The sequence below is a fragment of the Serratia sp. L9 genome, from assembly GCF_050632285.1.
Taxonomy (GTDB): domain Bacteria; phylum Pseudomonadota; class Gammaproteobacteria; order Enterobacterales; family Enterobacteriaceae; genus Chania.
The window spans coordinates 632,907-659,165 of record NZ_CP192591.1 but is presented as its reverse complement, the minus strand read 5'-3'; the positions used below and the strand labels follow the sequence as shown (position 1 = coordinate 659,165).

At 53.2% G+C, this 26,259-nt stretch carries 21 protein-coding genes, 3 tRNA genes and 3 pseudogenes; 15 read left to right on the top strand and 12 right to left on the bottom strand.

The genetic code is table 11. From position 1 onward, the window contains the following. Positions 1-91: 91 nt before the first annotated feature. Positions 92-1,393, bottom strand: coding sequence for an anaerobic C4-dicarboxylate transporter (locus ACQ86O_RS03145; protein ID WP_431224097.1), 1,302 nt, complete (start codon positions 1,391-1,393; stop codon positions 92-94). Between the two features lie 123 nt (positions 1,394-1,516). Continuing rightward, a pseudogene (gene aspA / locus ACQ86O_RS03140) lies at positions 1,517-2,952 on the bottom strand (aspartate ammonia-lyase). A gap of 349 nt (positions 2,953-3,301) precedes the next feature. On the opposite strand from aspA, the gene ACQ86O_RS03135 reads away from it, so the two are divergent. The 5 genes from ACQ86O_RS03135 (at position 3,302) to ACQ86O_RS03115 (ending at position 8,381) form a co-directional block, all read left to right on the top strand. Next, positions 3,302-3,793, top strand: a complete 492-nt coding sequence (locus tag ACQ86O_RS03135; RefSeq protein WP_431224096.1) for an FxsA family protein — start codon at positions 3,302-3,304, stop codon at positions 3,791-3,793. 197 nt (positions 3,794-3,990) lie between these two features. Beyond that, positions 3,991-4,284: a co-chaperone GroES gene (locus ACQ86O_RS03130; RefSeq protein ID WP_004952634.1), complete on the top strand. Its 294-nt coding sequence runs from the start codon at positions 3,991-3,993 to the stop codon at positions 4,282-4,284. 46 nt (positions 4,285-4,330) lie between these two features. Beyond that, a complete protein-coding gene (gene groL, locus ACQ86O_RS03125; protein ID WP_431224095.1) occupies positions 4,331-5,974 on the top strand; it encodes a chaperonin GroEL in 1,644 nt (547 codons plus the stop codon). A 224-nt stretch (positions 5,975-6,198) separates the two neighbouring features. Then, positions 6,199-7,827: a methyl-accepting chemotaxis protein gene (locus ACQ86O_RS03120; RefSeq protein WP_431224094.1), complete on the top strand. Its 1,629-nt coding sequence runs from the start codon at positions 6,199-6,201 to the stop codon at positions 7,825-7,827. Between the two features lie 209 nt (positions 7,828-8,036). Beyond that, entirely contained in the window at positions 8,037-8,381 is a 345-nt protein-coding gene (locus tag ACQ86O_RS03115; protein ID WP_431224093.1) for a DUF4156 domain-containing protein, read from the top strand. A 306-nt stretch (positions 8,382-8,687) separates the two neighbouring features. On the opposite strand, the gene epmB is transcribed toward ACQ86O_RS03115, so the two are convergent. After that, positions 8,688-9,716 (bottom strand): EF-P beta-lysylation protein EpmB, encoded by a 1,029-nt coding sequence (gene epmB, locus ACQ86O_RS03110; protein ID WP_431224092.1) that lies wholly within the window; start codon positions 9,714-9,716, stop codon positions 8,688-8,690. Between the two features lie 42 nt (positions 9,717-9,758). Between epmB and efp the strand changes: the two genes are divergently transcribed. The 4 genes from efp to sugE all read left to right on the top strand — a co-directional run bounded on the left by efp (position 9,759) and on the right by sugE (position 11,300). Next, a complete protein-coding gene (gene efp, locus ACQ86O_RS03105) occupies positions 9,759-10,325 on the top strand; it encodes an elongation factor P (protein ID WP_431224091.1) in 567 nt (188 codons plus the stop codon). A gap of 72 nt (positions 10,326-10,397) precedes the next feature. After that, on the top strand, positions 10,398-10,526 hold the full coding sequence (locus tag ACQ86O_RS03100) for an entericidin A/B family lipoprotein (protein WP_431224090.1): 129 nt from the start codon (positions 10,398-10,400) through the stop codon (positions 10,524-10,526). A gap of 120 nt (positions 10,527-10,646) precedes the next feature. Then, on the top strand, positions 10,647-10,778 hold the full coding sequence (locus ACQ86O_RS03095; protein WP_431224089.1) for an entericidin A/B family lipoprotein: 132 nt from the start codon (positions 10,647-10,649) through the stop codon (positions 10,776-10,778). Positions 10,779-10,982: 204 nt separating this feature from the next. Next, positions 10,983-11,300 (top strand): quaternary ammonium compound efflux SMR transporter SugE, encoded by a 318-nt coding sequence (gene sugE, locus ACQ86O_RS03090; protein WP_431224088.1) that lies wholly within the window; start codon positions 10,983-10,985, stop codon positions 11,298-11,300. Here the strand turns inward: sugE and blc are convergent. From blc to frdA, 5 genes are all read right to left on the bottom strand, one after another. Continuing rightward, entirely contained in the window at positions 11,294-11,827 is a 534-nt protein-coding gene (blc, locus tag ACQ86O_RS03085) for an outer membrane lipoprotein Blc (protein WP_431224087.1), read from the bottom strand. The two genes, sugE and blc, sit on opposite strands and share 7 nt — an antisense overlap. 87 nt (positions 11,828-11,914) lie before the next feature. Next, positions 11,915-12,274, bottom strand: a complete 360-nt coding sequence (gene frdD / locus ACQ86O_RS03080) for a fumarate reductase subunit FrdD (RefSeq protein ID WP_431224086.1) — start codon at positions 12,272-12,274, stop codon at positions 11,915-11,917. Between the two features lie 12 nt (positions 12,275-12,286). Beyond that, positions 12,287-12,679, bottom strand: a complete 393-nt coding sequence (gene frdC, locus ACQ86O_RS03075) for a fumarate reductase subunit FrdC (RefSeq protein WP_431224085.1) — start codon at positions 12,677-12,679, stop codon at positions 12,287-12,289. 16 nt (positions 12,680-12,695) lie between these two features. After that, positions 12,696-13,430, bottom strand: a complete 735-nt coding sequence (locus ACQ86O_RS03070) for a succinate dehydrogenase/fumarate reductase iron-sulfur subunit (protein WP_431224084.1) — start codon at positions 13,428-13,430, stop codon at positions 12,696-12,698. After that, positions 13,423-15,219 carry a fumarate reductase (quinol) flavoprotein subunit gene (gene frdA / locus ACQ86O_RS03065; RefSeq protein WP_431224083.1) on the bottom strand — a complete coding sequence of 599 codons (1,797 nt, stop codon included), beginning with the start codon at positions 15,217-15,219 and terminating at the stop codon, positions 13,423-13,425. Before frdA ends, ACQ86O_RS03070 begins: the two co-directional genes overlap by 8 nt. 434 nt (positions 15,220-15,653) lie before the next feature. On the opposite strand from frdA, the gene epmA reads away from it, so the two are divergent. After that, positions 15,654-16,631: an elongation factor P--(R)-beta-lysine ligase gene (epmA, locus tag ACQ86O_RS03060; RefSeq protein ID WP_431224082.1), complete on the top strand. Its 978-nt coding sequence runs from the start codon at positions 15,654-15,656 to the stop codon at positions 16,629-16,631. 49 nt (positions 16,632-16,680) lie between these two features. On the opposite strand, the gene mscM is transcribed toward epmA, so the two are convergent. From mscM to rsgA, 3 genes are read right to left on the bottom strand one after another with little or no spacing between them, the layout of a single operon-like run. Then, positions 16,681-20,034, bottom strand: a complete 3,354-nt coding sequence (gene mscM / locus ACQ86O_RS03055; RefSeq protein ID WP_431224081.1) for a miniconductance mechanosensitive channel MscM — start codon at positions 20,032-20,034, stop codon at positions 16,681-16,683. 12 nt (positions 20,035-20,046) lie between these two features. Next, complete coding sequence (gene asd, locus ACQ86O_RS03050; protein ID WP_431224080.1) at positions 20,047-20,943, bottom strand: archaetidylserine decarboxylase; 897 nt, start codon at positions 20,941-20,943, stop codon at positions 20,047-20,049. A gap of 56 nt (positions 20,944-20,999) precedes the next feature. Then, entirely contained in the window at positions 21,000-22,049 is a 1,050-nt protein-coding gene (rsgA, locus tag ACQ86O_RS03045) for a small ribosomal subunit biogenesis GTPase RsgA (protein ID WP_431224079.1), read from the bottom strand. A 200-nt stretch (positions 22,050-22,249) separates the two neighbouring features. Here rsgA and orn point away from each other — a divergent pair, with 200 nt between their 5' ends. The 4 genes from orn (at position 22,250) to ACQ86O_RS03025 (ending at position 23,320) form a co-directional block, all read left to right on the top strand. Continuing rightward, positions 22,250-22,795, top strand: coding sequence for an oligoribonuclease (orn, locus tag ACQ86O_RS03040; protein ID WP_431224078.1), 546 nt, complete (start codon positions 22,250-22,252; stop codon positions 22,793-22,795). Positions 22,796-22,973: 178 nt separating this feature from the next. Beyond that, positions 22,974-23,049: transfer RNA gene (locus ACQ86O_RS03035), tRNA-Gly, on the top strand. Positions 23,050-23,112: 63 nt separating this feature from the next. After that, positions 23,113-23,188, top strand: a tRNA-Gly gene (locus ACQ86O_RS03030). 56 nt (positions 23,189-23,244) lie between these two features. Beyond that, positions 23,245-23,320 (top strand) — tRNA-Gly (locus ACQ86O_RS03025). Positions 23,321-23,607: 287 nt separating this feature from the next. Here ACQ86O_RS03025 and queG read toward each other — a convergent pair. Then, a pseudogene (gene queG / locus ACQ86O_RS03020) lies at positions 23,608-24,746 on the bottom strand (tRNA epoxyqueuosine(34) reductase QueG). Here queG and nnr point away from each other — a divergent pair. Further along, positions 24,745-26,258 (top strand): annotated as a pseudogene (gene nnr / locus ACQ86O_RS03015) (bifunctional ADP-dependent NAD(P)H-hydrate dehydratase/NAD(P)H-hydrate epimerase). The pseudogenes queG and nnr sit on opposite strands and share 2 nt — an antisense overlap. Position 26,259: the final 1 nt, after the last annotated feature.

Here is a 26,259-nt window from a genome sequence, read left to right as displayed (position 1 = left end):
ACTATACCCTGAAGCCGGGTTGGCTAGAAGGCGAGATTATCAGCAAAGGGAAATGGAAAGGGGAAAGCGGGGCCGAAACCCCGCTGATGGATCACAGAATAACGCTGCCTAACAGGAAGCCGAAGACCACCGCAAATATCACGCCCAGGGTGCCAGGAATGAAGAACGGGTGGTTAAACACGAAACGCCCGATACGTGTGGTACCGGTATCGTCCATCTGTACAGCTGCCACCAGAGTTGGGTAGGTTGGCAGAATAAACAGGCCAGACACTGCCGCAAATGAAGCGATAGCCGTCAACGGGGTAACGTTCAGTGCCAATGCCATCGGCATCAGCGCCTTGGCGGTAGCTGCCTGAGAGTACAGCAGCGCCGAGCAGAAGAAGAAGATCACTGCCAGCAGCCAAGGGTGTGACTGGATAACCGTTCCTGCAGTCTCTTTAATCCAGTCAAGGTTGGCCTGCACGAAGGTGTCACCCAACCAGGCAACGCCCAGGATACAGATACAGGCACTCATACCGGCTTTGAAAGTACTGGAGTTCAGCACCATGTCGGTATCGACATTGCACAGGATGGTCGTCAGGGTTGCCACGCTCAGCATGATAATCAGGATGGCATTGGTGGTGTTCATCAGTGGAGTTGCCACCAGACCCATACTTGGGCTGTTGATGATGGCATATGCCACGACGCACAGAACGCCAGCCAGGAACAACAGAACGGAGGCTTTGGCACGAGGTTTGATCTCAACTACGCGGTCACCGCGCAGGGAGATCAGGCCCTCTTCCAGGCGCTTTTGATACACCGGATCTTCTGACAGTTTGGAGTCAAACAGCCAGGTGACCAGCAGTGACATCAGGATCACCGCACAGAAAGTGGAAGGGATAACCACCATCAGCAGATGCAGATAACTGACGCCATGCCCTTCCATCACCGAAGACATATACACCACTGCCGCAGAGATAGGCGAGGCGGTGATGGCAATCTGTGCGGAAACGACGGCAGTAGACAGTGGACGGCAAGGTTTGATGCCCTGTTCTTTGGCCACTTCTGCAATAACCGGCAGTGCAGAGAGAGAGATATTGCCGGTACCTGCAAAGATGGTCAGAAAATAGGTGACGATGGGTGCCAGGATTGTGATGTATTTTGGATTCTTGCGCAGCAGTTTTTCAGTTTGCTGTACCAGGTAGTCCATTCCGCCAGCGACCTGCATGGCGGCGATAGCGGCGATAACCGCCATGATGATTGAAATAACGTCAAAGGGAATACTGCCTGGCTTAACGCCAATCATGGCCAGAACCAAAACCCCAAGACCACCTGCAAAGCCTATCCCGATACCGCCCAGCCTGGCTCCTAAAAATATCGCCAGGAGAACGATTACCAATTCCACAACTAGCATAATGTTTACCCCTTCAAAATGAATATTTATGAAAATCAAAAGTTACAACTTTGTGGCGGCCTAAAGAAAAAAGGCACGCTATCCAGAGGATTAGCGTGCCTTTCAGGCTACCGGATGTTTCTATTATTGTTCATTTTCATCAGTATAGCGTTTCGCTTTGTAGGCTGGGTGCATCAGGTTCTCTACAGAGAAGATATCATCCAGTTCAGCTTCGGTTAGCAATCCACGCTCCAGTACTACTTCACGTACGCTCTTTCCGGTTTCTGCACAAATCTTGCCGACGATGTCACCGTTATGGTGGCCAATGAACGGGTTCAGATAAGTGACTATCCCGATTGAGTTAAATACGTAGTACTCACAAACTTCCTTGTTTGCTGTAATACCATTAATACATTTTTCCAGCAGGTTATAGCAGGCGTTGGTCAGAATGTGAATTGACTCAAACATTGCCTGGCCAATTACCGGCTCCATCACGTTTAGCTGCAACTGGCCTGCTTCGGCGGCCATGGTAACGCAGATGTCGTTGCCAATCACTTTAAAGCAAACCTGGTTAACAACCTCTGGAATAACCGGGTTCACTTTGGCTGGCATGATAGAAGAACCCGCCTGCAATTCTGGCAGGTTGATTTCGTTCAGGCCAGCGCGTGGGCCGGAAGACAGCAGGCGCAGGTCGTTACAGATCTTGGAGAGTTTCACTGCCAGCCGCTTGAGGGCGCTGTGTACCATCACATAGGCACCGCAGTCGGAGGTGGCTTCGATCAGGTCTTCAGCAGGAATGACCGGCAGATTACTGACTTCTGCCAGTTTTTGTACTGCCAGATGCTGGTAGCCTTCCGGGGTGTTCAGCGCCGTGCCGATCGCCGTAGCGCCCAGGTTCACTTCCAGCAGCAGTTCCGCGGTGCGATGCAGGTTACGGGTCTCTTCATTCAGCAGGACGCTGAACGCATGGAACTCTTGGCCCAGGGTCATTGGCACCGCATCCTGCAACTGGGTACGGCCCATTTTCAGAACGGTTTCGAACTCTTTGGCTTTACGGTCAAAGCCTTCACGCAGTTGGTTGATGGCGTCGATCAGTTTCTGGTTGGAGGCATATACCGCGATGCGGAAACCGGTAGGGTAAGCATCGTTGGTGGATTGGCATTTATTGAGATGATCGTTAGGGTTAAGGTACTGATATTCGCCCTTCTGGTGGCCCATCAGTTCCAGGCCGATATTTGCCAGCACTTCGTTGGTGTTCATGTTCAATGAGGTACCGGCCCCCCTTGGAACACATCCACAGGGAATTGATCCATGCATTTGCCTTTATCCAGCACCTCATCACAGGCCAGGATGATGGTATCGGCAATTTTACGCGGGATAGTTTTCAGTTCTTTGTTGGCCAATGCAGCGGCTTTTTTCACCATGACCATGCCCCGAACAAACTCAGGGACATCGCTGATTTTACTGTTGCTGATATAGAAGTTTTCAATCGCACGCAGTGTATGAATACCATAGTAGGCTTCTGCGGGGACTTCACGTGTTCCTAACAGGTCTTCTTCGATACGAATGTTGTTTGACATGAGAACCTTCTCTATGTTGCTGCCGAATTAATTATACGTATGTAAATGAAATTATGTTGCCGGGAGCTTCGAGCGCGGAAGTATTGACCGCCGCAATTGTTGCTACCCGGATCATATGCTGCTGGGTAATAAATGAATGAACGCAGATCACTATCTGGCGTTTCTAAAATTTTGGCTTTCGATTTATGTGATCGGCCTCACGCATATTAACCCTGACAATAAAAATTACCGCTCGGTTGAAATCGCTGGAGAATGCCCCCATTGTAATAAGGTCGGCCTGCTGCAGGCCCCATTATTTTACGTATGCGCCATCAGGCGTGTACGTCGACTCTACCGAGAGGAGAACCAGGTGCGCTGGTTACCACTACTGCTGATATTTCTGCTGGCTTATATAGAGATATCCTTATTTATCAAGGTCGCTGCCGTATTGGGTGTGGCGATGACGCTGCTGCTGGTGGTGTTTACTTCCTGCGTGGGTGTGTCACTGGTGCGCAATCAGGGCATGAAAACCTTTGTGCAGATGCAACAGAAGCTGGCGGCGGGTGAAAGCCCGGCTGCGGAGATGGTGAAAAGCGTATCTTTGGTACTGGCGGGTTTTCTGCTGCTGGTGCCGGGATTCTTTACCGATTTCCTGGGGCTGTTGCTATTGTTGCCACCGGTGCAAAAATCGTTGACGCTAAAACTGATGCCGCATCTTTCGGTTTATCGCCCCGGGGGTTGGGGCCACAACGGCGGGTCTGCCAATGGCAATACCTTTGACGGCGAGTTCCAGCGGAAAAACGACGATCGGTATACGCTGGATCACCAGCCAGACGATCACGATAAACGAGACGATCGCTAATCTTTTCCCCAAAACGCAGCCAAATGGCTGCGTTTTTGCTAACGGTTCCTTTCCCTGCAATCAAAATCGAAAATTTTTTTGTTCTTGCCCCTTGAAGGGGGATGGAACGCCCCCATTTCAAATCCCACGGAGCCGGTATCAACAATCCGGTGAGCAACCCTAAATCTGATAGAGACCTTCTTACAGGAGAGCGTTCAATGAGTATTCGTCCATTGCATGACCGCGTTATCGTCAAGCGCAAAGAAGTTGAATCAAAATCTGCTGGCGGCATCGTTCTGACTGGCTCTGCAGCGGGTAAATCTACTCGTGGTGAAGTGGTAGCCGTTGGTAAAGGACGTGTTCTGGAAAGCGGCAACATTCAGCCGCTGGATGTGAAAGTAGGCGACATCGTGATTTTCAACGACGGTTACGGCGTGAAAGCAGAGAAGATCGACAATGAAGAAGTGTTGATCATGTCCGAAAGCGACATTCTGGCAATTGTTGAAGCGTAATAACGCTTTATATCTTCTGAACTGAACGAGTTGAAGGGAAATACCAATGGCAGCTAAAGACGTAAAATTCGGTAATGACGCACGTGTGAAGATGCTCCGTGGCGTGAATGTACTGGCTGATGCAGTAAAAGTAACCTTGGGCCCGAAAGGCCGTAACGTAGTGCTGGATAAATCCTTCGGCGCTCCATCCATCACTAAAGATGGCGTATCTGTTGCTCGTGAAATCGAACTGGAAGACAAGTTCGAGAACATGGGTGCACAAATGGTGAAAGAAGTTGCCTCTAAAGCGAACGACGCTGCAGGCGATGGCACCACCACCGCAACCGTACTGGCACAATCTATCATCACCGAAGGCCTGAAAGCTGTGGCTGCCGGCATGAACCCGATGGATCTGAAGCGCGGCATCGACAAAGCGGTTATCGCTGCGGTTGAAGAACTGAAAAAACTGTCTGTACCTTGCTCTGACTCCAAAGCTATTGCTCAGGTAGGCACCATCTCTGCAAACTCCGACGAAACCGTGGGTAAACTGATCGCAGAAGCCATGGAGAAAGTGGGTAAAGAAGGCGTTATCACCGTTGAAGAAGGCACTGGCCTGCAAGACGAGCTGGACGTGGTTGAAGGTATGCAGTTTGACCGTGGCTACCTGTCTCCGTACTTCATCAACAAGCCAGAAACCGGTTCTATTGAGCTGGAAAGCCCGTTCATCCTGCTGGCTGACAAAAAAATCTCCAACATCCGTGAGATGCTGCCAGTTCTGGAAGCCGTTGCCAAAGCGGGTAAACCACTGCTGATTATCGCAGAAGATGTTGAAGGCGAAGCGCTGGCAACTCTGGTGGTTAACACCATGCGTGGCATCGTGAAAGTGGCTGCGGTTAAAGCACCAGGCTTCGGCGATCGCCGTAAAGCCATGCTGCAAGACATCGCGACCCTGACTGCCGGTACCGTGATCTCTGAAGAGATCGGTCTGGAGCTGGAAAAAGCGACGCTGGAAGACCTGGGCCAGGCAAAACGCATCGTGATCAACAAAGACACCACCATCATTATTGATGGCGTGGGCGACGAAACGACCATCCAGGGGCGCGTTACCCAGATCCGTCAGCAGATCGAAGAAGCGACCTCTGACTACGATCGTGAAAAACTGCAAGAGCGTGTAGCTAAACTGGCTGGCGGCGTTGCCGTTATCAAAGTTGGCGCAGCTACTGAAGTTGAAATGAAAGAGAAGAAAGCCCGCGTTGAAGATGCTCTGCACGCAACCCGTGCAGCAGTTGAAGAAGGCGTGGTTGCTGGCGGTGGCGTAGCGCTGATCCGTGTAGCAGGCAAAATTGCTGGCCTGAAAGGTGATAACGAAGACCAGAACGTGGGTATCAAAGTTGCCCTGCGTGCGATGGAGTCTCCACTGCGTCAGATCGTAATCAACGCCGGTGAAGAAGCTTCTGTTATTGCCAACAACGTGAAAGCAGGCGAAGGCAGCTATGGCTACAACGCTTACACTGAAGAATACGGCGACATGATCGCGATGGGTATCCTGGATCCAACCAAAGTGACCCGTTCTGCTCTGCAGTACGCGGCCTCTGTGGCTGGCCTGATGATCACCACCGAGTGCATGGTGACCGACCTGCCGAAAGAAGATAAAGGCGACATGGGCGCTGCAGGTATGGGCGGCATGGGTGGCATGGGCGGCATGATGTAATCCCTCCCTCCACATTCGTGTGTTAAGAACCCGGCTTCGGCCGGGTTTTTTTATCTCTAAAATCACCTATGAAGACGATTTGATGTTGATAGATTTATTTAATGAATGATTTTTGGTTTATTTTTCTTTCGACATAAATACTTCCTCCGTTAGACCGATATTAACCCTACAAGCAAAAGGCTTTTTCTTTTTGCGGTCTATGTCTATGACAATGGAGAGGACAAGTGTTGAAGAATATGAAAATTGCTAACTGGTTGATGATCATTCTGTTGTTGCTGGGGTTGATGCCGATGGGCACCAGCATCATTGCTTTCTACTTTATCGATCAGAACGGCGAAAGCATCGGTACCATGGGCACATTGTCAGAGGAAGAGGCGGCACTCAACCGGAGCTGGCAGGCACTGCTGCAAACACAGACGCTAATCGACAATCTGGCTTTTGAGCAGATGGTGAAAGACGATCAGGCTGATGTCAGACAAAGCCTGGCAGAAGCACGCAATGAGCTCGATACCGCTGAGAAGGCCTTCAACCTGTTTTGGAGCATTCCTGGTCTCACAGTCTCCAGCCCTGAATTGGGGGAAGCGATGAAGAAAGTCTATCTGGCGCAACAAGCCCTATTAAACCGGGAAATGTCGTTGGTGGAAACGACGCCCGTAGCCGCATTACTGGGTTCATTGCATCAGCTAGGCGCAGAGAAACGCCAGATACGACAGGATCTGGACAGCCAGTTCTCCGATTATATGGCAGCCACCCAGGCCAATCATCGTGCGGCGTTCAACAGTGCCAAACAGAGCCAACAGCAGTTTATCCGCTTGCTGGCGGGTACTTTAGTGGTGATTGTCGGGTTGTTCCTGTGGGTGCACCGTAGTTTCCGCAATCGTCTGGTAATGCCGTTACTGCAGGTGTCCGAGTATCTGCAAAAAATTGGCAGTGGTGATTTACGCCAGGTTATCGAGGTTAAAAACAACAACGAAATCGGCCAACTGTTCGCCAGCTTACAGAAGATGCAGCTCGAACTTACGGAAACGGTGCAACAGGTGCGTAATGGAGTGGAATCCATCAACCTCGGAACGCAGGAAATTGCGGCTGGCAACACCGATCTCTCCAGCCGCACCGAAGAGCAAGCCAGCGCACTGACACAAACCGCTGCCAGCATGGAACAGATTACCGCCACGGTCAGGCAGACGGCAGATAATGCCAATCAGGCATCTGACATGATTATCCAGACCGCCAATATTGCCCGTGAAGGGGGCAATATCATGAGTAACGTGGTCAGTAAAATGCATGTCATCAACAACAGCGCGCAGAAGGTGGGGGATATCATCAATGTTATCGACAGCATCGCTTTCCAGACCAATATTCTGGCATTGAATGCTGCGGTGGAGGCTGCCCGTGCTGGAGAGCAAGGGCGTGGTTTCGCCGTTGTGGCCGGTGAGGTCCGTAATCTGGCACAACGCTGTGCCCTGTCGGCTAAAGAAATCAGCACGCTGGTCTCCGGAGCGGCTGGCGATATCACCGAAGGTGTCCATTTGGTTGAAAAGGCAGGGATCACCATGACGGATATTGTCAACTCTGTCGATAAAGCCACGGTGATGATGGAAAGCATTTCCTGTGCTGCCGAAGAGCAAAGCAAAGGCGTGGTGCAGGTTGGTATAGCCATTACGCAAATGGACCAGGTTACCCAGCAAAATGCGGCACTCGTGGAGCAGGTAGCGACCACCGCCGCTAATGTCGAAGAGCAGGCCGTGTTGCTGACGCAGGCGGTTGCGGTATTCCAACTGACGGGGCTACGGCCTCAGGCGGCTGTAGTGGCTAAAGCTGATAATGCCCTGCAGGAAGAGGATTGGGTTTAATCTGTAACCCAGCTTTGCGCCACACCATCATGTTGTAGCGCTGAATTTGATGATATTTTTACAGACCGTATCGATTTACCGTGTAAACTGATACCTCATCAGCTGTCGCTCAAGGCGTTGACCAGGCTCCGGTGGCAACGGATGCTTAAGAGATAGCAACGCTTTCTGATAAGCTTTTGCGTAATTCTCAACATCAAATGGGGAACAAGATGCGGATTAAAGCCTTACTGGGTCTATCGGCAGCGTTGCTGCTGGCAGGTTGTAGCAGCACCAATGAACTGACCGCCGCAGGCCAGCAAGTTAAGTTCACTGACACCAAGCCCGCAGCAGAGTGCCAATTGGTAGGCGAAGTGACAGGTTCCCAAAGCAACTGGCTTTCAGGAACCGGTGGTGAAGGCAGCTCTATGCGGGGTGCGGCGAACGATCTTCGCAACAAAGCTGCGGCTATGGGAGGCAACGTAATTTACGGTGCAAACAGTCCTAGCCAGAACCTGCTTTCAAGTTTTGCACCGCTAGACAGCAAAATGGTAGGCCAAGTGTATAAGTGCCCGTAAATACCCGTCGTCTTTCATGCTGCAGCGTTGTTATCTGCACTTAATCACTAGGTCCATCCGTGGGCCTGGCCCTGCAGGGCCGCTGCATGCAGCATTCAAATCGGTTCCTGGCAGATTGGTCACTCCTGTCACTTGACGCTCTAAGTTCCAGGAGATGAGTGCTTGGTTGTGCTGTACAGCGAAGTACAAATGCCGTGGGCGCATGTGTGCGCTAGCGCGGCCAACGTGAAATCCATAAGGTATTACGTGCAGCTAAAGTAAAAAAAGAGGAATGCCAAGGCGTTCCTCTTTTTGCATTGGTAACCATCAGCTCTGCGTCAGGCGTAGATCCAGTGGTGTTTTGCTCGGCTCCCCGCCTATTTCACGCGCCAGGCGCGGCACCAGGTAGCCGGAAACCAGGCTCAATAACCCTTTCATAATCGCTCGGGCTTCATCGTCGCTGACCATAAAGTGTGCTGCGCCCTGCACTTTATCCAAGACGTGAATGTAATAGGGCAGGATCCCGGCATCGAACAGGGCATTGCTCAACGTGGCTAGCGTCTCGGCATGATCGTTAATGCCCCGCAGCAATACGCTCTGGTTCAGCAAGGTCACTCCGGCGCCGCGCAATTGCGCCATACTGGCACGCAGCTCCTGGTCAATCTCGTTGGCGTGATTGATGTGGGTGACCATCAGCACCTGCAGGCGTGATGCCGCCAGCCGCTGGCAAAGCGCAGAAGTGATGCGGGCAGGAATAACCACCGGTAAACGGGTATGAATACGCAGGCGTTTAAGATGAGGGATGGTTTCCAGCTCGCCTATCAGCCAGTCCAGCTCGTGGTCTTTGGCCATCAGTGGATCGCCACCAGAGAAAATAATTTCATCCAGTTCCGGGTGTTGGCGGATATACTCCAACGCCTGCAGCCAGTTCGCCTTATTGCCTTGGTTGTCCTGATAGGGGAAATGGCGGCGGAAGCAGTAGCGGCAGTTGACTGCACAGCCGCCTTTCACCAGCAGCAGGGCGCGGTTGCGGTATTTGTGCAGCAAACCGGGCACCACACTGCGTTGTTCATCCAGCGGATCGGTGGTGTACCCGGGGGCATTGATAAATTCTGCGCTGGCGGTCAGAACCTGAAGCAACAGCGGGTCATTGGCATCGCCGGGGCGCATGCGTTTTACAAAGGCGTGCGGTACCCGCAAGGCGAACAAACGGCGTGCTTCGTGCCCTTGTGATAGCTGTGGGTGAGTATTCAGTGACAAAAGCTGCAGTAATTCATCGGGATCGGTAATAACATCGGCGAGTTGATGCAACCAATCTTCTCTATGTGCCGTATTTCGGGTTATAATGTGTGCCATTTTTTTGGCTAAGCTACCAGTTTAAATATTCAGAGGGCCATCATGGCGACTTATTCTAGCAACGATTTCCGTCCGGGTCTTAAAATCATGTTCGAGGGCGAACCTTACGCTATCGAATCCAGCGAGTTCGTAAAACCAGGCAAAGGCCAGGCTTTCGCCCGTGTTAAAATGCGTCGTCTGCTGACCGGCACCCGCGTTGAGAAAACCTTTAAATCTACCGATTCCTGCGAAGGCGCAGACGTTGTAGATACCAACATGAACTATCTGTACAACGACGGTGAGTTCTACCACTTCATGCACCCTGAGTCTTTTGAGCAGCATCAGGTTGACGAAAAAACCGTCTCTGACGTAGCAAAATGGCTGCAGGATAATGCGGAATGTATCGTTACTCTGTGGGATGGCCGTGCCATCGCGGTTCAGCCACCGAACTTTATCGAAGCTGAAATCATTGAAACCGATCCAGGCCTGAAAGGTGACACCGCAGGTACTGGCGGCAAGCCAGCCACGCTGAGCACCGGCGCAGTCGTTAAAGTGCCATTGTTCGTTCAGATTGGCGAAGTGATCAAAGTTGACACTCGCTCTGGCGAATACGTCTCCCGCGTAAAATAAGTTTCAAGGCAGAGGAACCCCGGGGTTCCTCTGCTTTATCCCTTCCCGTCGAACGTTGGCAGAATCCACATAATGAAAAAAACTCTGTTGGCCTTGATCACCATGTTGTTGCTGATGTCCCTGAGCGGCTGCAATACTTTCCGTGGCTTTGGTGAGGATGTTCAACACCTTGGTGGCGCAATTTCCCGTGGCGCGAGCTGAATCCAATAAGCTTCATTAATCGAATAGTGCAGAAAAATCCGTTAATTTCGCCAAGCCTGCTGATTTTTACTACGCTTAGAGAGCCGTACTTTTTCATCAATAACAAATAAGGGTAATCTTATGCTGAAGAAAAGTATTATTGCGATTTTCTCTTTGCTGATTTTGTCATCGCTGGTGGGCTGTAATACAACTGAAGGCGTGGGTAAAGATGTTGAAGCGGGTGGCAAGGCTATTCAACGCACCGCACAGTAATTTTCCTTTAGGTTTTCAGCGGTATTCCACGGGAGATATTGGACGACTTCGCATTTCGCTTACCGTGGAATACCCCTATTCCTGAGTCTCGTGTATCCGTATCCTCAGTTGGTATATAATCAACTCCTTCAATCAGCCAGGCGGGACGACCCACCTGCGCTTCTGTTGTCTGGGGACGACCCCATCAGTTCTGGAGCCTGTCTCATGGCGTGGACCATCTTGATTTTTGCCGGCCTGTTAGAGGTCGTTTGGGCGATTGGCCTGAAATACACCCACGGTTTTACTCGTTTGACGCCAAGCCTGATCACCGTCGCTGCCATGGTGGTGAGCATGGTATTGCTGGCGCATGCAATGAAAACCCTGCCTGCGGGCACTGCTTACGCAGTGTGGACGGGGATCGGTGCCGTGGGCGCGGCGGTGATGGGAATGGTGTTACTCGGCGAATCGACCAACATCATGCGTATTCTCAGCCTGTGTTTGATCGTCGCCGGTATTTTGGGGTTGAAGTTCAGTAGTCAGTGAGAAGGTTGTTGATTAACCCAGATTAGCGCGTCGGTATCAAAGCCATAACCTTGGGCAATCTGCACCAATCTGTCGCGTGTGGCGGCGTCCAGCGTCGGCGTGCGCGACAGTATCCACAGATAGTCTTTGTTAGGGCCGCAAACCAGCGCATAGCGATATTGAGGATCCAGCTCGATAACGTTATAGCCACCATAAAACGGGCCAAAGAACGAGACTTTCAACGCGGCCGTCTGTGGTGAGCCGATAAAGTACGCCTTGCCTTCACTTTCCTTCCACTGTTGCCTTTTAGTATCGAAACCCCGGTTAACCACCTTCAGGCCACCGTCTTCGCGTGGGCTGTAATTGGCAGTAACCTGTTCCAGACCCCGCTCAAAGCGGTGGTCCAGGCGGGCAATTTCATACCAGGTGCCGAGATAGCGTTGGCTATCGAAGTTATCCACCACCTTGACGTCCTTCGGCGGCGTCACACTGCAGGCAACGGAAACAAAGGCGGATAACATGACACAAAGTTTTGACCAAAAACGCATGGTTTACTCCTGCTTACCGGTATCAGATAAACAGTGTAGTCGACAGGGAGGGAATTGGCGGCCAACGAAAGCTGGCCACCAGAGGTATTACAGAGTGACGACCCCGATCAGAGTAACGACGCTCAGGATAGCTGCCAGACCGTAAAATACCCATTTGCCAGCAGGCACGTGGATTTTCAGGTCATGCATGGCGTGGTGGATACGGTGCAGGCCACACCACAGTGGCAGGATAATCATCAGCAGCAGGAACAGGCGGCCGATCCAGCTTTGGCAAAACGCCAACACCCGCTCGTAACCCAGCGCTTCGCCAGGGAACAGGCCGAGTGGCAGCAGGATGCCGACCAGCAGCACGATAGCCGGTGCAACGATCGCTCCCCACATACCGCCAGCGCCAAATAATCCCCAGAAAACCGGTTCATCAGAGCGTTTAGGTGCAAGATTAGTCATGTTTCCTCCGGATTACAGTAACGCTACGGCGAGAATGATCACGGTGACGACGATGGTCACTGCCCACAGAGCCTTAACGATCGGCTCCGGCCCCATTTTCTCGCTGTTTACTACGATGTTGGCGGCTTTGGGTGCCAAATCGAACCAGGTTTTGGTATGTAGCACTGCGGCCAGCAGGGCGATGATGTTAATCAGCAGCACCACCGGGTTTTGCAGGAAGCCGACAAACCCGGCCCAGCTCTCAGCGCCACCTTTCAAGGCAAAGACGCCGTAGATCAGCACCAGGCTGAACCATACGGCCAGCACTGATGTCCCTTCACGTAGCATATAGAAACGGTAGAAACCCAGCTTTTGCCACCAGGTTGGCGTCATGGTACGCACATAGGGCTTACGTTGTGTTGTCATTGCTGTCTCCTCTCCCTTATTGCGGTTTCAGCATTGCGATCATGAAGTCTTTGGCACTCTCAACCTTGCCTTGCTGGATCGCAGCGGCCGGGTCGACGTGTTTCGGGCAGACTTCAGAGCAGTAGCCAACAAACGTACAGGACCAGACACCGTTCTGACCATTGAGCAGCGGCATACGTTCTTTTTTGCCATGATCGCGGGTATCCAGGTTATAACGGTGTGCCAGCGTAATGGCCGCAGGGCCGATAAACTCTGGGTTGAGGCCAAACTGCGGACAAGCGGCGTAGCAAAGACCACAGTTGATGCAGCCGGAGAACTGGTGATATTTCGCCATTTGTCCCGGTGTCTGTAGGCTCGGGCCATCTTCCAGCTTGCGAGTATTACCAATGATGTATGGCTTAATCGCTTCGAGGCTTTCGATAAAGTGGGTCATATCGACCACCAGATCGCGCTCGATTGGGAAGTTGCCCAGTGCTTCAACCTTCATGCCTTCTGTGTATTCACGCAGGAAGGTTTTACAGGCCAGTTTTGGTACGCGGTTAACCATCATGCCGCAGGAACCGCAGATAGCCATACGGCACGACCAGCGGTAGGACAGGTCTGGAGCCAGGTTATCTTTGATATAACCCAGTGCGTCCAACAGTGAGGTCTGCTCATCGTAAGGTACGCTAAAAGTCTCGAAATGCGGCTCTGCGTCGCGTTCCGGATTGTAGCGCATGACTTCGATTTTCAACGTTTTCATCTCAGCCATTCGCCTGCTCCTTATCCTTTTTCTCCTGTGCTTCGGCTTCAGCGCCATAAACACGTTTGGCCGGTGGCAGTTTGGTAATTTTCACGTCGCTATACTCCAGGCGAGGCGCACCATTCGGGTTATGGAACGTCAGCGTATGTTTCAGGAAGTTCACGTCGTCACGCTCGGTACAACCTTCGTCCAAACGCTGGTGCGCACCGCGCGACTCTTTACGGTTGATAGCGGAGTGTGCCATACATTCGGCAACGTCCAGGCCGTAACCCAACTCGATGGTGTACAGCAAGTCGGTGTTGAACACGTTGGTGGTGTCGGTGATCTTGACACGCTTGAAGCGCTCTTTCAGCTCTGCCAGCTTATCGATGGTTTTTTGCATCAGTTCCGGTGTGCGGTAGATTCCGCAGCCTTCTTCCATCGACAGACCCATTTCGTCGCGGATTTTCGCCCAGTTCTCATTACCTTCCTGCTTCATCAGGTTACTGAGACGGGTCTCCACGTCGCGGCCTTGTGCTTCGAGAGCACTGCCATTAGCCGGGCCGACCTCTTGTGCACGGCGGGCAGCGCTTTCACCCGCCACACGCCCAAAGACCACCAGTTCTGCCAGCGAATTGGAGCCCAGACGGTTGGCACCATGCAGACCAACAGAGGAACATTCGCCAACGGCAAACAGCCCCTTGATACGGGTTTCACAGTGTTGATCGGTTTCGATCCCGCCCATGGTGTAGTGCGCGGTTGGGCGTACCGGGATAGGATCTTTGACCGGGTCGACGCCGACATAGGCTTTCGACAGTTCACAGATAAACGGCAGGCGCTCCAGCAGCTTCTTCTCGCCCAGATGGCGCAGGTCCAGATAGACTACATCGCCACGAGGTGTCGGGATGGTGCGGCCAGCACGCCATTCATGCCAGAACGCTTGCGAAACTTTGTCACGCGGGCCCAGTTCCATATATTTGTTCTTAGGTTCACCCAGCGGGGTTTCCGGACCCATGCCGTAGTCTTGCAGATAGCGGTAGCCGTCTTTGTTAACCAGAATACCGCCTTCGCCACGGCAACCTTCCGTCATCAGAATGCCGGAGCCTGGCAGGCCGGTTGGGTGATATTGCACAAACTCCATGTCGCGCAGTGGCACGCCGTGGTGGAATGCCATCCCCATACCGTCGCCGGTGACGATGCCGCCGTTGGTGTTATAACGATAGACTCGTCCAGCACCGCCAGTAGCCATAATGACCGCATTGGCCCGGATTTGTACGCGGGTGCCTTCCATCATGTTCATTGCGACCACGCCACGTGCCTGGCCATCGTCGACCAGCACGTCCAGCACGAAGTGCTCGTCGAAGCGTTGGATTTGCGGGTATTTTAACGAAGTCTGGAACAGGGTATGCAGCATGTGGAAGCCGGTTTTATCAGCGGCGAACCAGGTACGCTCGATCTTCATGCCGCCAAAACGGCGCACGTTCACTGAACCGTCCGGCTTGCGGCTCCACGGGCAACCCCATTGTTCAAGCTGGGCCATTTCCTGTGGGCAGCTGTGGACAAAGTGATCGACTACGTCCTGCTCACAAAGCCAGTCGCCACCGGCAACGGTGTCCTGGAAGTGATAGTCGTAGCTGTCATGGGCCTGAGTTACGGCGGCGGAGCCCCCTTCGGCAGCAACCGTATGGCTGCGCATGGGGTAAACTTTTGATATCAGCGCGATTTTGAGCTTGGGATTGGCTTCTGCGGCGGCGATGGCTGCCCGTAAACCAGCTCCCCCAGCACCAATAATGGCTAGGTCGGCGTTAAAGGTTTGCACTGCACTCCTCCAATATTCTTCTTGTTGATCGATCTGCCCGTCGTCTTTCGAGTCGTAGCTTGAAAGCCAGAGGGATCTATACTTAATCTTTATCAAGATACTTCGGGTGTTAACGTATTCAGCGGTCCGTTTAACTAAAAGTTAAGGATAGATAACTCCTACCGAATATAGGGATATAACTATACCTAAAGTTAAGTAGGAGAAATTTGATGTGATCGATTGTTTTGCCTTTTATCTAAGGCACAAGACGCATTCCTGTAAAATTAACGGGTTTCCTCGTCTTCACCTTTGATTAATTTAATTAATGGAGGTTTATATGGCTAATATGTTTTTTATGATTTTAATGTAGACCATAAACCGACACCCCGAAGCATTTGTTTGCATGGCAGGATACGAGTAGACTGCACCCCCTGTTTGATTTCGGAGTAATTACCATGAGCGAAACGGCAAGCTGGCAACCAAGTGCTCCTATCGCCAATTTGTTGAAACGCGCAGCGATTCTGGCTGAGATCAGGCGTTTCTTTGCCGATCGGGGCGTATTGGAGGTTGAGACGCCGGCGATGAGCCAGGCGACGGTAACCGATATCCACCTGTTCCCGTTCCAGACGAGTTTCGTCGGCCCTGGGGCGGCAGATGGCCTGACGCTGTACATGATGACCAGCCCGGAATACCACATGAAGCGCCTGTTGGCGGCAGGTAGTGGCCCCATTTACCAACTTGGTCGCAGTTTCCGTAATGAAGAAGCGGGGCGGCATCACAACCCTGAATTCACCATGCTGGAATGGTATCGCCCGCATTATGATATGTACCGCCTGATTAATGAGGTGGATGATCTGATGCAGCAGGTGCTCGATTGCGACAGTGCTGAAACCCTGTCTTATCAGCAGGCATTCTTGCGTCATCTGGATATCGACCCACTCTCAGCAGAGAAAGCGCAATTACGTGAGGCAGCAGCCAAGCTCGATCTAAGCAATATCGCCGATACGGAAGAAGACCGCGATACCTTATTGCAGCTGTTATTCACCGTAGGTGTCGAGCCACATATCGGCCGTGATAAACCGGCGTTCGTGTACCACTTCCCGGCTTCCCAGGCCGCGCTGGCTGAAATCAGTACGGAAGATCACCGCGTTGCGGAACGGTTTGAGGTCTATTTCAAAGGCATCGAGCTGGCGAATGGTTTCCGTGAACTAACCGACGGCAACGAACAGCGCCAGCGCTTTGAACAGGATAACCGCAAGCGCGCAGCGCGTGGTCTGCCGGTTCACCCGATTGACAACAACCTGCTGGATGCATTGCAACACGGTATGCCGGAGTGTGCCGGGGTAGCGCTAGGGGTCGATCGCCTGGTGATGCTGGCATTGGGCGGGGAAAGCCTGAGTGACGTGATCGCGTTCCCGGTCGACCGGGCATAACGTTCTGGCTCAGTAAAAAAGGGGTCGGCTTGCCGAGCCCCTTTTGTTTTTACAGCCCGCCTGATTCGCGACGAGTATTTCGCGGTGGGGTTGACGGTGGTGTGCGCCCATTGCTGGTCATGCGCGACAGCGTTTCGGTACGTACCTGGAACGGTGGATACGGCAGAGTGATGCCATGTTCGCGGTAACCGGCCAGGATCAACTGGTGGATTTCGTGGCGCAGCGGCATGCGGTGGCCCATTTCGGCAGCGTAGATCCTCAGTTCAAAGATCTGAATACCCTGTTGCAGATCCACCAGATACACTTCCGGCGCCGGGTTATCCAGAACCAGTGTGCAACGTTCAGCCGCGTTGGTCAGGATCTTGGTCACTTCTTCACTGTTAGCCTCTGCTGGTGCAGGTACCGTGAGCACTACGCGGGTGAGGGTGTCGGACAGCGACCAGTTGATAAACTGCTCGGTGATAAACGCCTTATTGGGCACGATGATCTCTTTGCGATCCCAGTCTGAAATAGTCGTGGCGCGGGTGTTGATCTTGGTGACGCTACCGGTCAGGTTACGGATCGTCACCGTGTCGCCGATGCGGATAGGTTTTTCAAACAAGATAATCAGGCCGGAGATAAAGTTGGAGAAGATCTCCTGCATCCCGAAGCCCAAGCCTACGCTGAGTGCGGTAACTACCCATTGCAGTTTTGACCATTCGATACCGATCCAGGAAAAACTCAGGATCGCGCCAAACAGCAGCAACAGATATTTGGTAATGGTGGTGATGGCGTAGCCAGTGCCCGGCGTCAGGTCCAGGTGCTGTAACACCGCCAACTCCAGCAACGCAGGGAGGTTACGCACCAGCTGCATGGTGACGATCAACACCAGAATAGCGATCAGCACCGCCCCCATGGTGATCGGTTGGGCGATATCGACCCCGTTTACCGTAGAGGTGACATCCCAGAGCTTGATATTTTCCAGGAAGCCGAAGGCCGAATGGATCTCTGACCATAGGGCGATCACTGAAACCAGCGCGATCATCGTCAAGATCGAACGTACCAGCCGCAGTGACTGGGCGCTGATCACATCAAGATCGATCTCCGTTTCATCAACTTCAATCGATCCCTCGGTGCTGTTCGGCGTATGGGACGTCTCAACCTCGCCTTTGGCACGTTGTGCCAGGATATCGGCGCGGCGTTGCTTGGCACGGTCAAAAGCGATGCGCCGCCGCTGGATCAGCATCCAGCGACGGATAATATGGTAAACCACCAACAGCAGGAACCAGATGGCTACCGAAGTTTCCAGGCGGGCCAGCAGTTTCTGCGCTGTTGTCAGGTAGCCGACGGTGGAAGCCAGTGCTGCAATCAGCGGTGCGGAAAGCAGCAGCCCCCACAGCGCGGTGTTGATCAGGTTCTCGCCGGAGCCTTTTTTATCCAGATACAGCGGAATACCGGCGCGTTTCAGGCTATTGGTGACCAGCGCCAAGGCTAGACACAACAGGATGAAGCACAGGCGGCCAAGAGTGCTGGAGAATTCACGATCGTTAAGATTGTCGAAGGTAATCAGCGCCATGATCAACGGCACAATCAGCCAGATCGACATCTTGTAATACCGCATGGCGCGGGAAACCTGTTGTACCGGCCAACGGAAATGGGCAATGAACAGCCCTTGAGGATGGGCGAAGGCGGCACTGATCATGCACACCCACAGCACCGGCAGCGTGGCGGTCACGCCGTCGCCAATCGCGACAGCTACCGGATACGGCCAGGCATTCTGTAGCCCAAAGCCCAATGCGGCCCACAATACCGGTAGCGGCAAGGCCACCAGAATCGACCAGAATACGGTACGTAACGTCAGGAGAAACTCGTCCTGCGTCACCTTGCCCACTCTGCTGCTGGCGCGTGCCAGGAACGCCTGGTAATGCTTGCGTGAACTGATACTGAAGATAACCAACAGCACCGCACCAAACAACGGCACTAACGTTTCCCGGCTGGTGACCATCATCATAAAGGCACCGCTCAACTGGGTCAGCGTATCCAGTGACAGCAGGCGTGTCAGGTCATGTGCCACATTCAGTGGGTAAGACAGCGAGATAGGGCTGACGTCCGGTACCCAGAATAAATATCGGTGCGCGGCATCGCGAATTTCATTCAGCGCTTCCACCAACTGGGTGTTGGCAACTTTCAGCTTGGTCAGCTCAAGAATTTGGGTGTCACAGCCGGAAAGCAGCGAGTTCAACAACTCGCGCTGTGTACGAATCTGTGCATCAACAATGCGCTGTTCGGCAATGGTCAGCGGGGAACCATCGTCTTGTTTCAACTCTATGGCGCGTTGTGGCAGCTTTTCCAACTGGCTTTCGAAACGTAAGCGCTGAACGCGTAGATCGGCCATTGCGCTATCCAACTGCTGTGGCTTGGGCATGTCCGGCAATGTGGCAACCTGCGCTCGCAGGGTTTCGCCCAAGGCGGTAGAAGCACCCAGCCATTGGGCCTGCTCGATTATGGTACTCAGCGCCTGACGCACCTGTAGCGTTTGCGCTGCCGCCTGGCGTTGCTGGGACGAAATCAGATCCATCTGCTGCGCCTGGTTATTCAGGGCAGTAGAAAGCTCGCGGTTTATTTGCAGTTGCTGGCTGATGCTTTTTGGCAGGTCACCGTTCTGTTCTGCCAACTGTTCGGTTTTCTCCAGCGCACGCTCTGCTTCACGCTGGCGCTGGCTATTAAGATTGTTGCGCAGCGCCTGCAGTTGAATATCGGTCTTTTCGTGGCGTTTCTTGTAGACCTCGGCACGCATCCGCGCCAATTCCTGGCGGTTGTTGGCAGAAAGTTGAGCCAGTTCCAGCTCATCCACTTTCGCTTTTCTGGCTGCGGCTTCGGCCTGGAGCAGGGCCAACTGCGCCAGAGCCAAGGGGGTGCTTTGGCTGTTGCCTTGTAATTGCAGGCGACGCTGTACTTCCGTCAATGCACGCCGTGCTTCGGTTTGCTGCTGTGGCAGTTGGCTTAAGGAATCGCTGATCTCGCGTGAGCGATCCTGTTCTTGTTGTAAAAGGCGGGCCTGTTCCAGCAGTTGGCTGCTGGTCTGCAGGATCAGTTGCTCCAGGTCGCTGGCAGGCAGGTTGTCGCCATTGGGCAGGATTTTGGCTTCTTCAACGGTCAGTTGGCGGCGCAGCTCTTGCGTCATTTTCGGGAAATCGTCGATGACTCTCTGATACTGCTCAGAATTGTTCTTCGACTCATTGCGTTCGGCAAGCCAGTTAAGGGCGCTTTGCAGCGCCTCAACGGTTTCCGCCTGATTGGGCGCGTTTTTGTTGCCCTCAGCCTGCTTGAGTTCTTGCCGCAGTTGCGATTCATTGGGAATGCTGGCGGCCAGGACCGGTTGGATGAGTAACAGGCCAAGCAATAACGAGATTATCAGGCGCACGCGTCAGTTCCCTCAGGTCTGCGGGGTGTTGGTGGCATCTGGGGCGGCCACGATTTCTGCAAAAGCTTGGCCCATGCGGGTCACGCTACCGTTGTTCAACTGTGGGGCGAACTGTACGCTGCCAGGTGTAAACAAGTTAATCACCGTAGAGCCCAGTTTGAAACGGCCCATCTCTTGCCCTTTAACCAGTTGGATTGCTCCTTCCATGCCTTCGGCCGGATAGGTCCAGCGTTTGATGATACCTTCACGCGGTGGGGTTACGGTGCCAGCCCAGACGGTCTCAATGCTGCCTACAATTGTTGCGCCAACCAGGATCTGCACCATCGGGCCCAAAGCGGTATCAAACACGCAGATAACGCGTTCATTGCGGGCAAAAAGGTTAGGTACGTTGGCGGCGGTCAGCGGATTAACCGAGAACAGATCGCCAGGCACGTAGGTCATTTCGCGCAGTACGCCGTCACAAGGCATATGGACACGGTGATAATCACGCGGTGCCAGATAGGTAGTGGCAAACAGACCGTTACGGAACGGTTCCGCCAGCAGGTAGTTACCTGCCAACAGCGCTTCGAGCGTGTAATGATGGCCTTTAGCCTGGAAAATCTGATCGTCGCGGATCGCGCCGAGCTGGCTGATGGCGCCGTCGGCAGGCAGCGCCAGGAGATTCGGCTCCGCCACGATCGGGCGTGCACCTTCACGCAGTGGACGAACGAAGAAATCGTTAAAGGTGGCGTAGGAGGTCAAGTCTGGATTTTGCGCTTCTTGCATTTCCACGCGGTAATAACGGGCGAAGGCTTTCACCACCAGTTGCGTCAGCCAACCGGCCTTTTTCTCAGCGCCCCAACCGGCAAGACGGGTCAGTGCCAGTTTTGGCAGCCAATATTGTAATTTAATCTTGATGCTATCCAGCACATTAACCTCTTAAAAGTACATAAAGGGCACGCCAAGTAGCGGCGCGCACTGTTGAATCAATTATCTGCTTCCGGGAAGTTTTTGCGGGTTTTGACCTGCGCCATGCTTTCCAGGATGCGGTGGTAGTTGTCGAAACGTTCTTCCGCTATCGCACCACTCTCCACGGCGGCGCGAATGGCACAGCCTGGATCGGTATCGTGGCGGCAGTCTCGGAATTTGCAACCGCCTAAATAGTCACGGAATTCGATATACGCACGGGTGACCTGTTCCGGCTCCAGGTGCCACAGGCCGAATTCACGTACTCCCGGGGAGTCGATGACATCACCACCATGCTGGAAGTGATACAGCCGCGCCGCAGTGGTGGTATGTTGCCCCAGGCCGGAGACGTCGGAAACCTCATTTACCAGAATTTGCTTTTCCGTTTGTGGCAGCAGGGCATTCAACAGGCTGGACTTACCAACGCCGGACTGGCCGGCAAAGATGCTGATACGCCCGGCAAGCGCCTGCTCAAAGGCTTCCATCCCTTCACGGGTCTGGCTGGAAACTTCCAGAACGCGATAACCGATATGACGATAGATATCCATCATGCCATCAACCAGCTTGCGCGCTTCGGCGTCCAGCAGATCGATTTTGTTAAGGACGATCAGCGGCTCGACTTCCAGCGTTTCACAGGCAACCAGATAGCGATCGATCATATTGAGTGAAAGTTCAGGCAAGATCGCTGAAACGATAACGATCTGATCGATATTGGCGGCGATCGGTTTGACGCCGTCGTAGAAATCCGGGCGGTTCAGCACCGAAGTGCGCTCATGTACCGCTTCGACGATGCCTTTGACACCGGCGTGAGTGCCTACGCCAGGGCGCCAAACTACGCGATCGCCAGTTACCAGTGAGCGCAGGGTGCGGCGGATATTACAGCGATGCTGTGTGCCGTCTGCGGCTTCAACGTCGGCATGCATGCCAAAGCGGCTGATGACGATCCCGTCCTGTGGCTCCCCCAGTTGGGAATCATCCAGCTCAGGTTTATTGTCAGTGCGCTTGAGGCGACGCTGATGATTCGCCTGCACGCGGCGTTGCTGGCCTTTGGACAGTTTATTCTTAGTCACTGCGCCTCACTTGAGTCTTGAATCGGCTTTTATCGCTCAGGATGAGCAAAAAGGCTATGATACACACTATTTTATATGAAATAACCGTTGTATACCCGTCGTCTTTCAAGCTCAGACGGTATAGCCGCCATGCATATTGGCATTGGCAGCGGGTTTGCCCGTGGTTGGTTTTATCTTTCGGCTTTTACGCAGGAAATATCATGACAGGAAACGAAAATAACCTGATTTGGATCGATCTGGAGATGACCGGGCTGGATCCCGAACGAGATCGTATTATCGAAATTGCGACGCTGGTGACCGACGCCAATTTGAATATTCTTGCGGAAGGCCCGGTGATCGCCGTGCATCAATCAGATGAACAACTGGCGCTGATGGATGACTGGAACGTCCGCACCCATACCGGGAGTGGCTTGGTCAAACGGGTCAAAGCCAGCAAACTCGACGATCGCGCAGCCGAACTGGCCACTATCGCCTTCCTGCAAGAATGGGTGCCCGCAGGTAAATCGCCAATCTGTGGTAACAGCATTGGCCAGGACCGCCGTTTCCTGTTCCGCTACATGCCGCTGCTGGAAGCCTATTTTCATTATCGTTACCTCGATGTCAGCACTTTGAAAGAGTTAGCGCGCCGCTGGAAACCGGAAATCCTGCCCGGCTTCAAGAAGCAGGGAACTCATCAGGCGCTGGACGATATCCGGGAGTCTGTTGCCGAACTGGCGTATTATCGCGAGCATTTCATTCAGCTATGACCTCCGGTGCCCTTGAATGGCTGCCTGGCGCTTAATTCGCCACTTTGGCGTATAAAGCAGCAAACAAACTAAATTCGCGTTTTTTTGCTTTCAGGGGCTTGCGGCAAAAAGGATTTCTCGTATAATGCGCACCCCGTACCGATGAAGAATTTCGTAGTTTCAGCCATCGATACGCCGGGCGGGAATAGCTCAGTTGGTAGAGCACGACCTTGCCAAGGTCGGGGTCGCGAGTTCGAGTCTCGTTTCCCGCTCCAAATTCAACAATGCTGCTGATGTGGCATGATGAATAAAAAGCAGTGAAGTAGTACCCATGCGACGCGGGAATAGCTCAGTTGGTAGAGCACGACCTTGCCAAGGTCGGGGTCGCGAGTTCGAGTCTCGTTTCCCGCTCCAAAAATTTTCAAAGGCCATGCTGTATTTTTGTTGGCCGGATGCTCAAGCATCTCAATGCGGGAATAGCTCAGTTGGTAGAGCACGACCTTGCCAAGGTCGGGGTCGCGAGTTCGAGTCTCGTTTCCCGCTCCAATTTTATCTCCAGTTCAAACTCAGTTCTACGCCGCTCCTGGCGGGGCTTTCTATTGAGTTATTCATACTCCGATATAATGTTGTGAACAGAGTTATCCACAGCTTGTGTTCATAATACCTTCTGTACAATAAATCAACGCCACATAAATGAAATATTTATCTTGTTGATAATAATCAATATTTATTTCTTATAAAACGTTATCCCGATCACTTGCTCTTTTTGTTGCGGTTGAAAGACAACGCATTTTTATTTTTATGCACAAATCCACAGAGGGAGTCGGAAGAATTCAGGCATCCCTCGGTAATCCCTTTTCTATTGCTCGAACCAAACGTCTTTTCTGCGCGGTCTGCACCTCAATCCCCTGTGCCTCACGCCGCATAAGTTGTTGTGCCAATGCCCAGTCGATATGTTCATCCAGCATCGGGTCCTGGCCAAGGCGTGTTCGCAATGTGGCGACAACCTGATCCAGGTAAGGGGCATTGCCGAGTGCAACGGCGATATTGCGCAACCAGCGTAAATGACCAATACGCCGGATGGCCGACCCTTCGGTGATACGCAGGAATTTATCTTCACTCCATGCGAACAGTTCAATAAGCTGCGGGGTATGTAATACGGCGCGGGGGCTGAAATCTTCTTCATCCGTCAGTGGCGAGAAACGATTCCACGGGCAGATAAGCTGACAATCATCGCATCCATAGATACGGTTGCCTATCAGTGGCCGGAATTCCTGCGGGATGGCACCCTCCAGTTCGATAGTCAGGTAGGAGATACAACGCCGGGCATCGACGGTGTAAGGGGCGACTATCGCGCCGGTAGGGCAAGTCGTGATACAGGCGACGCAGCGGCCACACTGTTCCTCCTGCGGTTTATCCACCGGCAGGGGAAGGTCAATCAATAATTCCCCCAGAAAGAACCAGGAGCCCGCCTCGCGGTTGATGATCAGTGAGTGTTTACCAACCCAGCCGATACCGGCTTTTGAGGCCAGTGCGCGCTCCATGACTGGTGCCGAATCCACAAAGGGGCGGAAATTCAACTCACCGCAATAAGCCTGGATTTGATCGCCGAGTTTTTTAACCTCTGGCGTAACAGCTTGTGGTAATCGCGGCCTAAGGCATAACGGCTGACGTAACCTAACTCGGGGTTTTTCAGCGTGCTGGCAAACGCGGCTTTGGCGGGCAGATAGTTCATGCGAACACTGATGACCCGCAGCGTGCCGGGCAACAACTCGTGTGGCCTCGCGCGCAACATGCCATGACGTGCCATCCATTCCATTTCGCCGTGGTATTGCTTATCCAGCCACGCCTGTAATTTGGGTTCCTCTGCGCTCAGATCGGTATCGCAGATGCCTACCTGCTGGAATCCTAGCGATTGGCCCCATTGCTTGATATGTTGGGCAAGTTGATTGAGATCGAGAGGGTGTGTCATGACGAGCCATAGTGAGAAACAATACAGCTCCAGTTTACCACACTCTGTCTGGTCTGCAGACTGGATCAGGCGGGCAGAACCTGCGGCTGCCGCTGCACTGGGTATCCCTTTGTACACACTGATGTTACGTGCCGGTGCGGCTGCTTATGCTCTGGCTTGCGATCGCTATCCGGCAAGCCGCCACTGGCTGGTGCTGTGTGGTCATGGTAATAACGGAGGCGATGGCTATGTCGTGGCCCGTTTGGCGGCGGCTGAGGGAGTCAGAGTAACGGTTATCGCCTGCGAAGGTTCGCGTCCATTACCGCCAGAGGCGGCTTCTGCCCGGCAAGCCTGGTTGGAGAGCGGCGGCGTCATTGAACCTGCTAACAGTCGTTGGCCAGAAGATATCGACCTGATTATAGATGGCCTGTTAGGTACCGGACTGGGGCCGCACCGCGGGCTCCTTACGAGGGGCTAATCGAGGCGGTTAACCGGGCCAGCGCGCCGGTCATTTCTCTGGACATCCCTTCTGGCCTGCTGGCAGAAAGCGGTGCTGTTCCAGGGGCGGTGGTTCGTGCAGAACACACGCTGACGTTTATCGCCCTTAAACCAGGATTGCTGACCGGGCAGGCACGCGACTGGGTTGGGCAACTTCACTATAGTTCGTTAGGACTGGCTGACTGGTTGGTCAAGCAGCCTTCGCAGATCCAGCGGCTGACTGTAGATAATCTGGGGCAGTGGCTTAAGCGCCGCCGCCCTTGTTCTCATAAAGGGGAGCACGGCCGTTTGCTGGTGGTTGGGGGCGACCACGGATTTGGTGGTGCGATCCGCATGGCGGCAGAAGCGGCCTTGCGCGCTGGAGCCGGACTTGTGCGAGTGCTCACTCACATCGAGCATGTCGAATCGCTATTAACCGCCCGACCAGAACTGATGGTGCAGCGCCTGAGTGAGGATACGCTGCAGCAGGCTCTTGAGTGGGCTGATGTGACTGTGATTGGCCCTGGGCTTGGGCAGGGGGATTGGGGCAGGAATGCGTTGAAACTGCTGCAAGCCAGTGATAAACCGACCTTATGGGATGCCGATGCGCTTAACTTGCTGGCATTACATCCTGAGAAGCGTCAGAATCGTATTCTTAGCCCACATCCTGGCGAAGCCGCGCGGTTATTGAGTTGCCACACCGCTGATATCGAGAGTGATCGCTTACTTGCAGCTCGCAGGCTGGTAGAGCAGTACGGCGGGGTTGTGGTGCTGAAAGGCGCAGGTACGCTGATCGTCGGGCAACAGGGTGAAATGGCGATCGCCGACGTTGGCAATGCCGGTATGGCCTCTGGCGGCATGGGAGACGTGCTGTCAGGTATTATCGGTGGTTTGCTGGCGCAAAAGCTCTCACTGTATGATGCTGCCTGTGCAGGCTGCGTAGTCCACGGCGGTGCGGCGGATTATGTGGCAGCAAAACAAGGAACAAGAGGATTACTGGCAACAGACTTGCTGCCAATGATCCCTCATTACGTAAACCCTGAGTTGGCAAAATAGA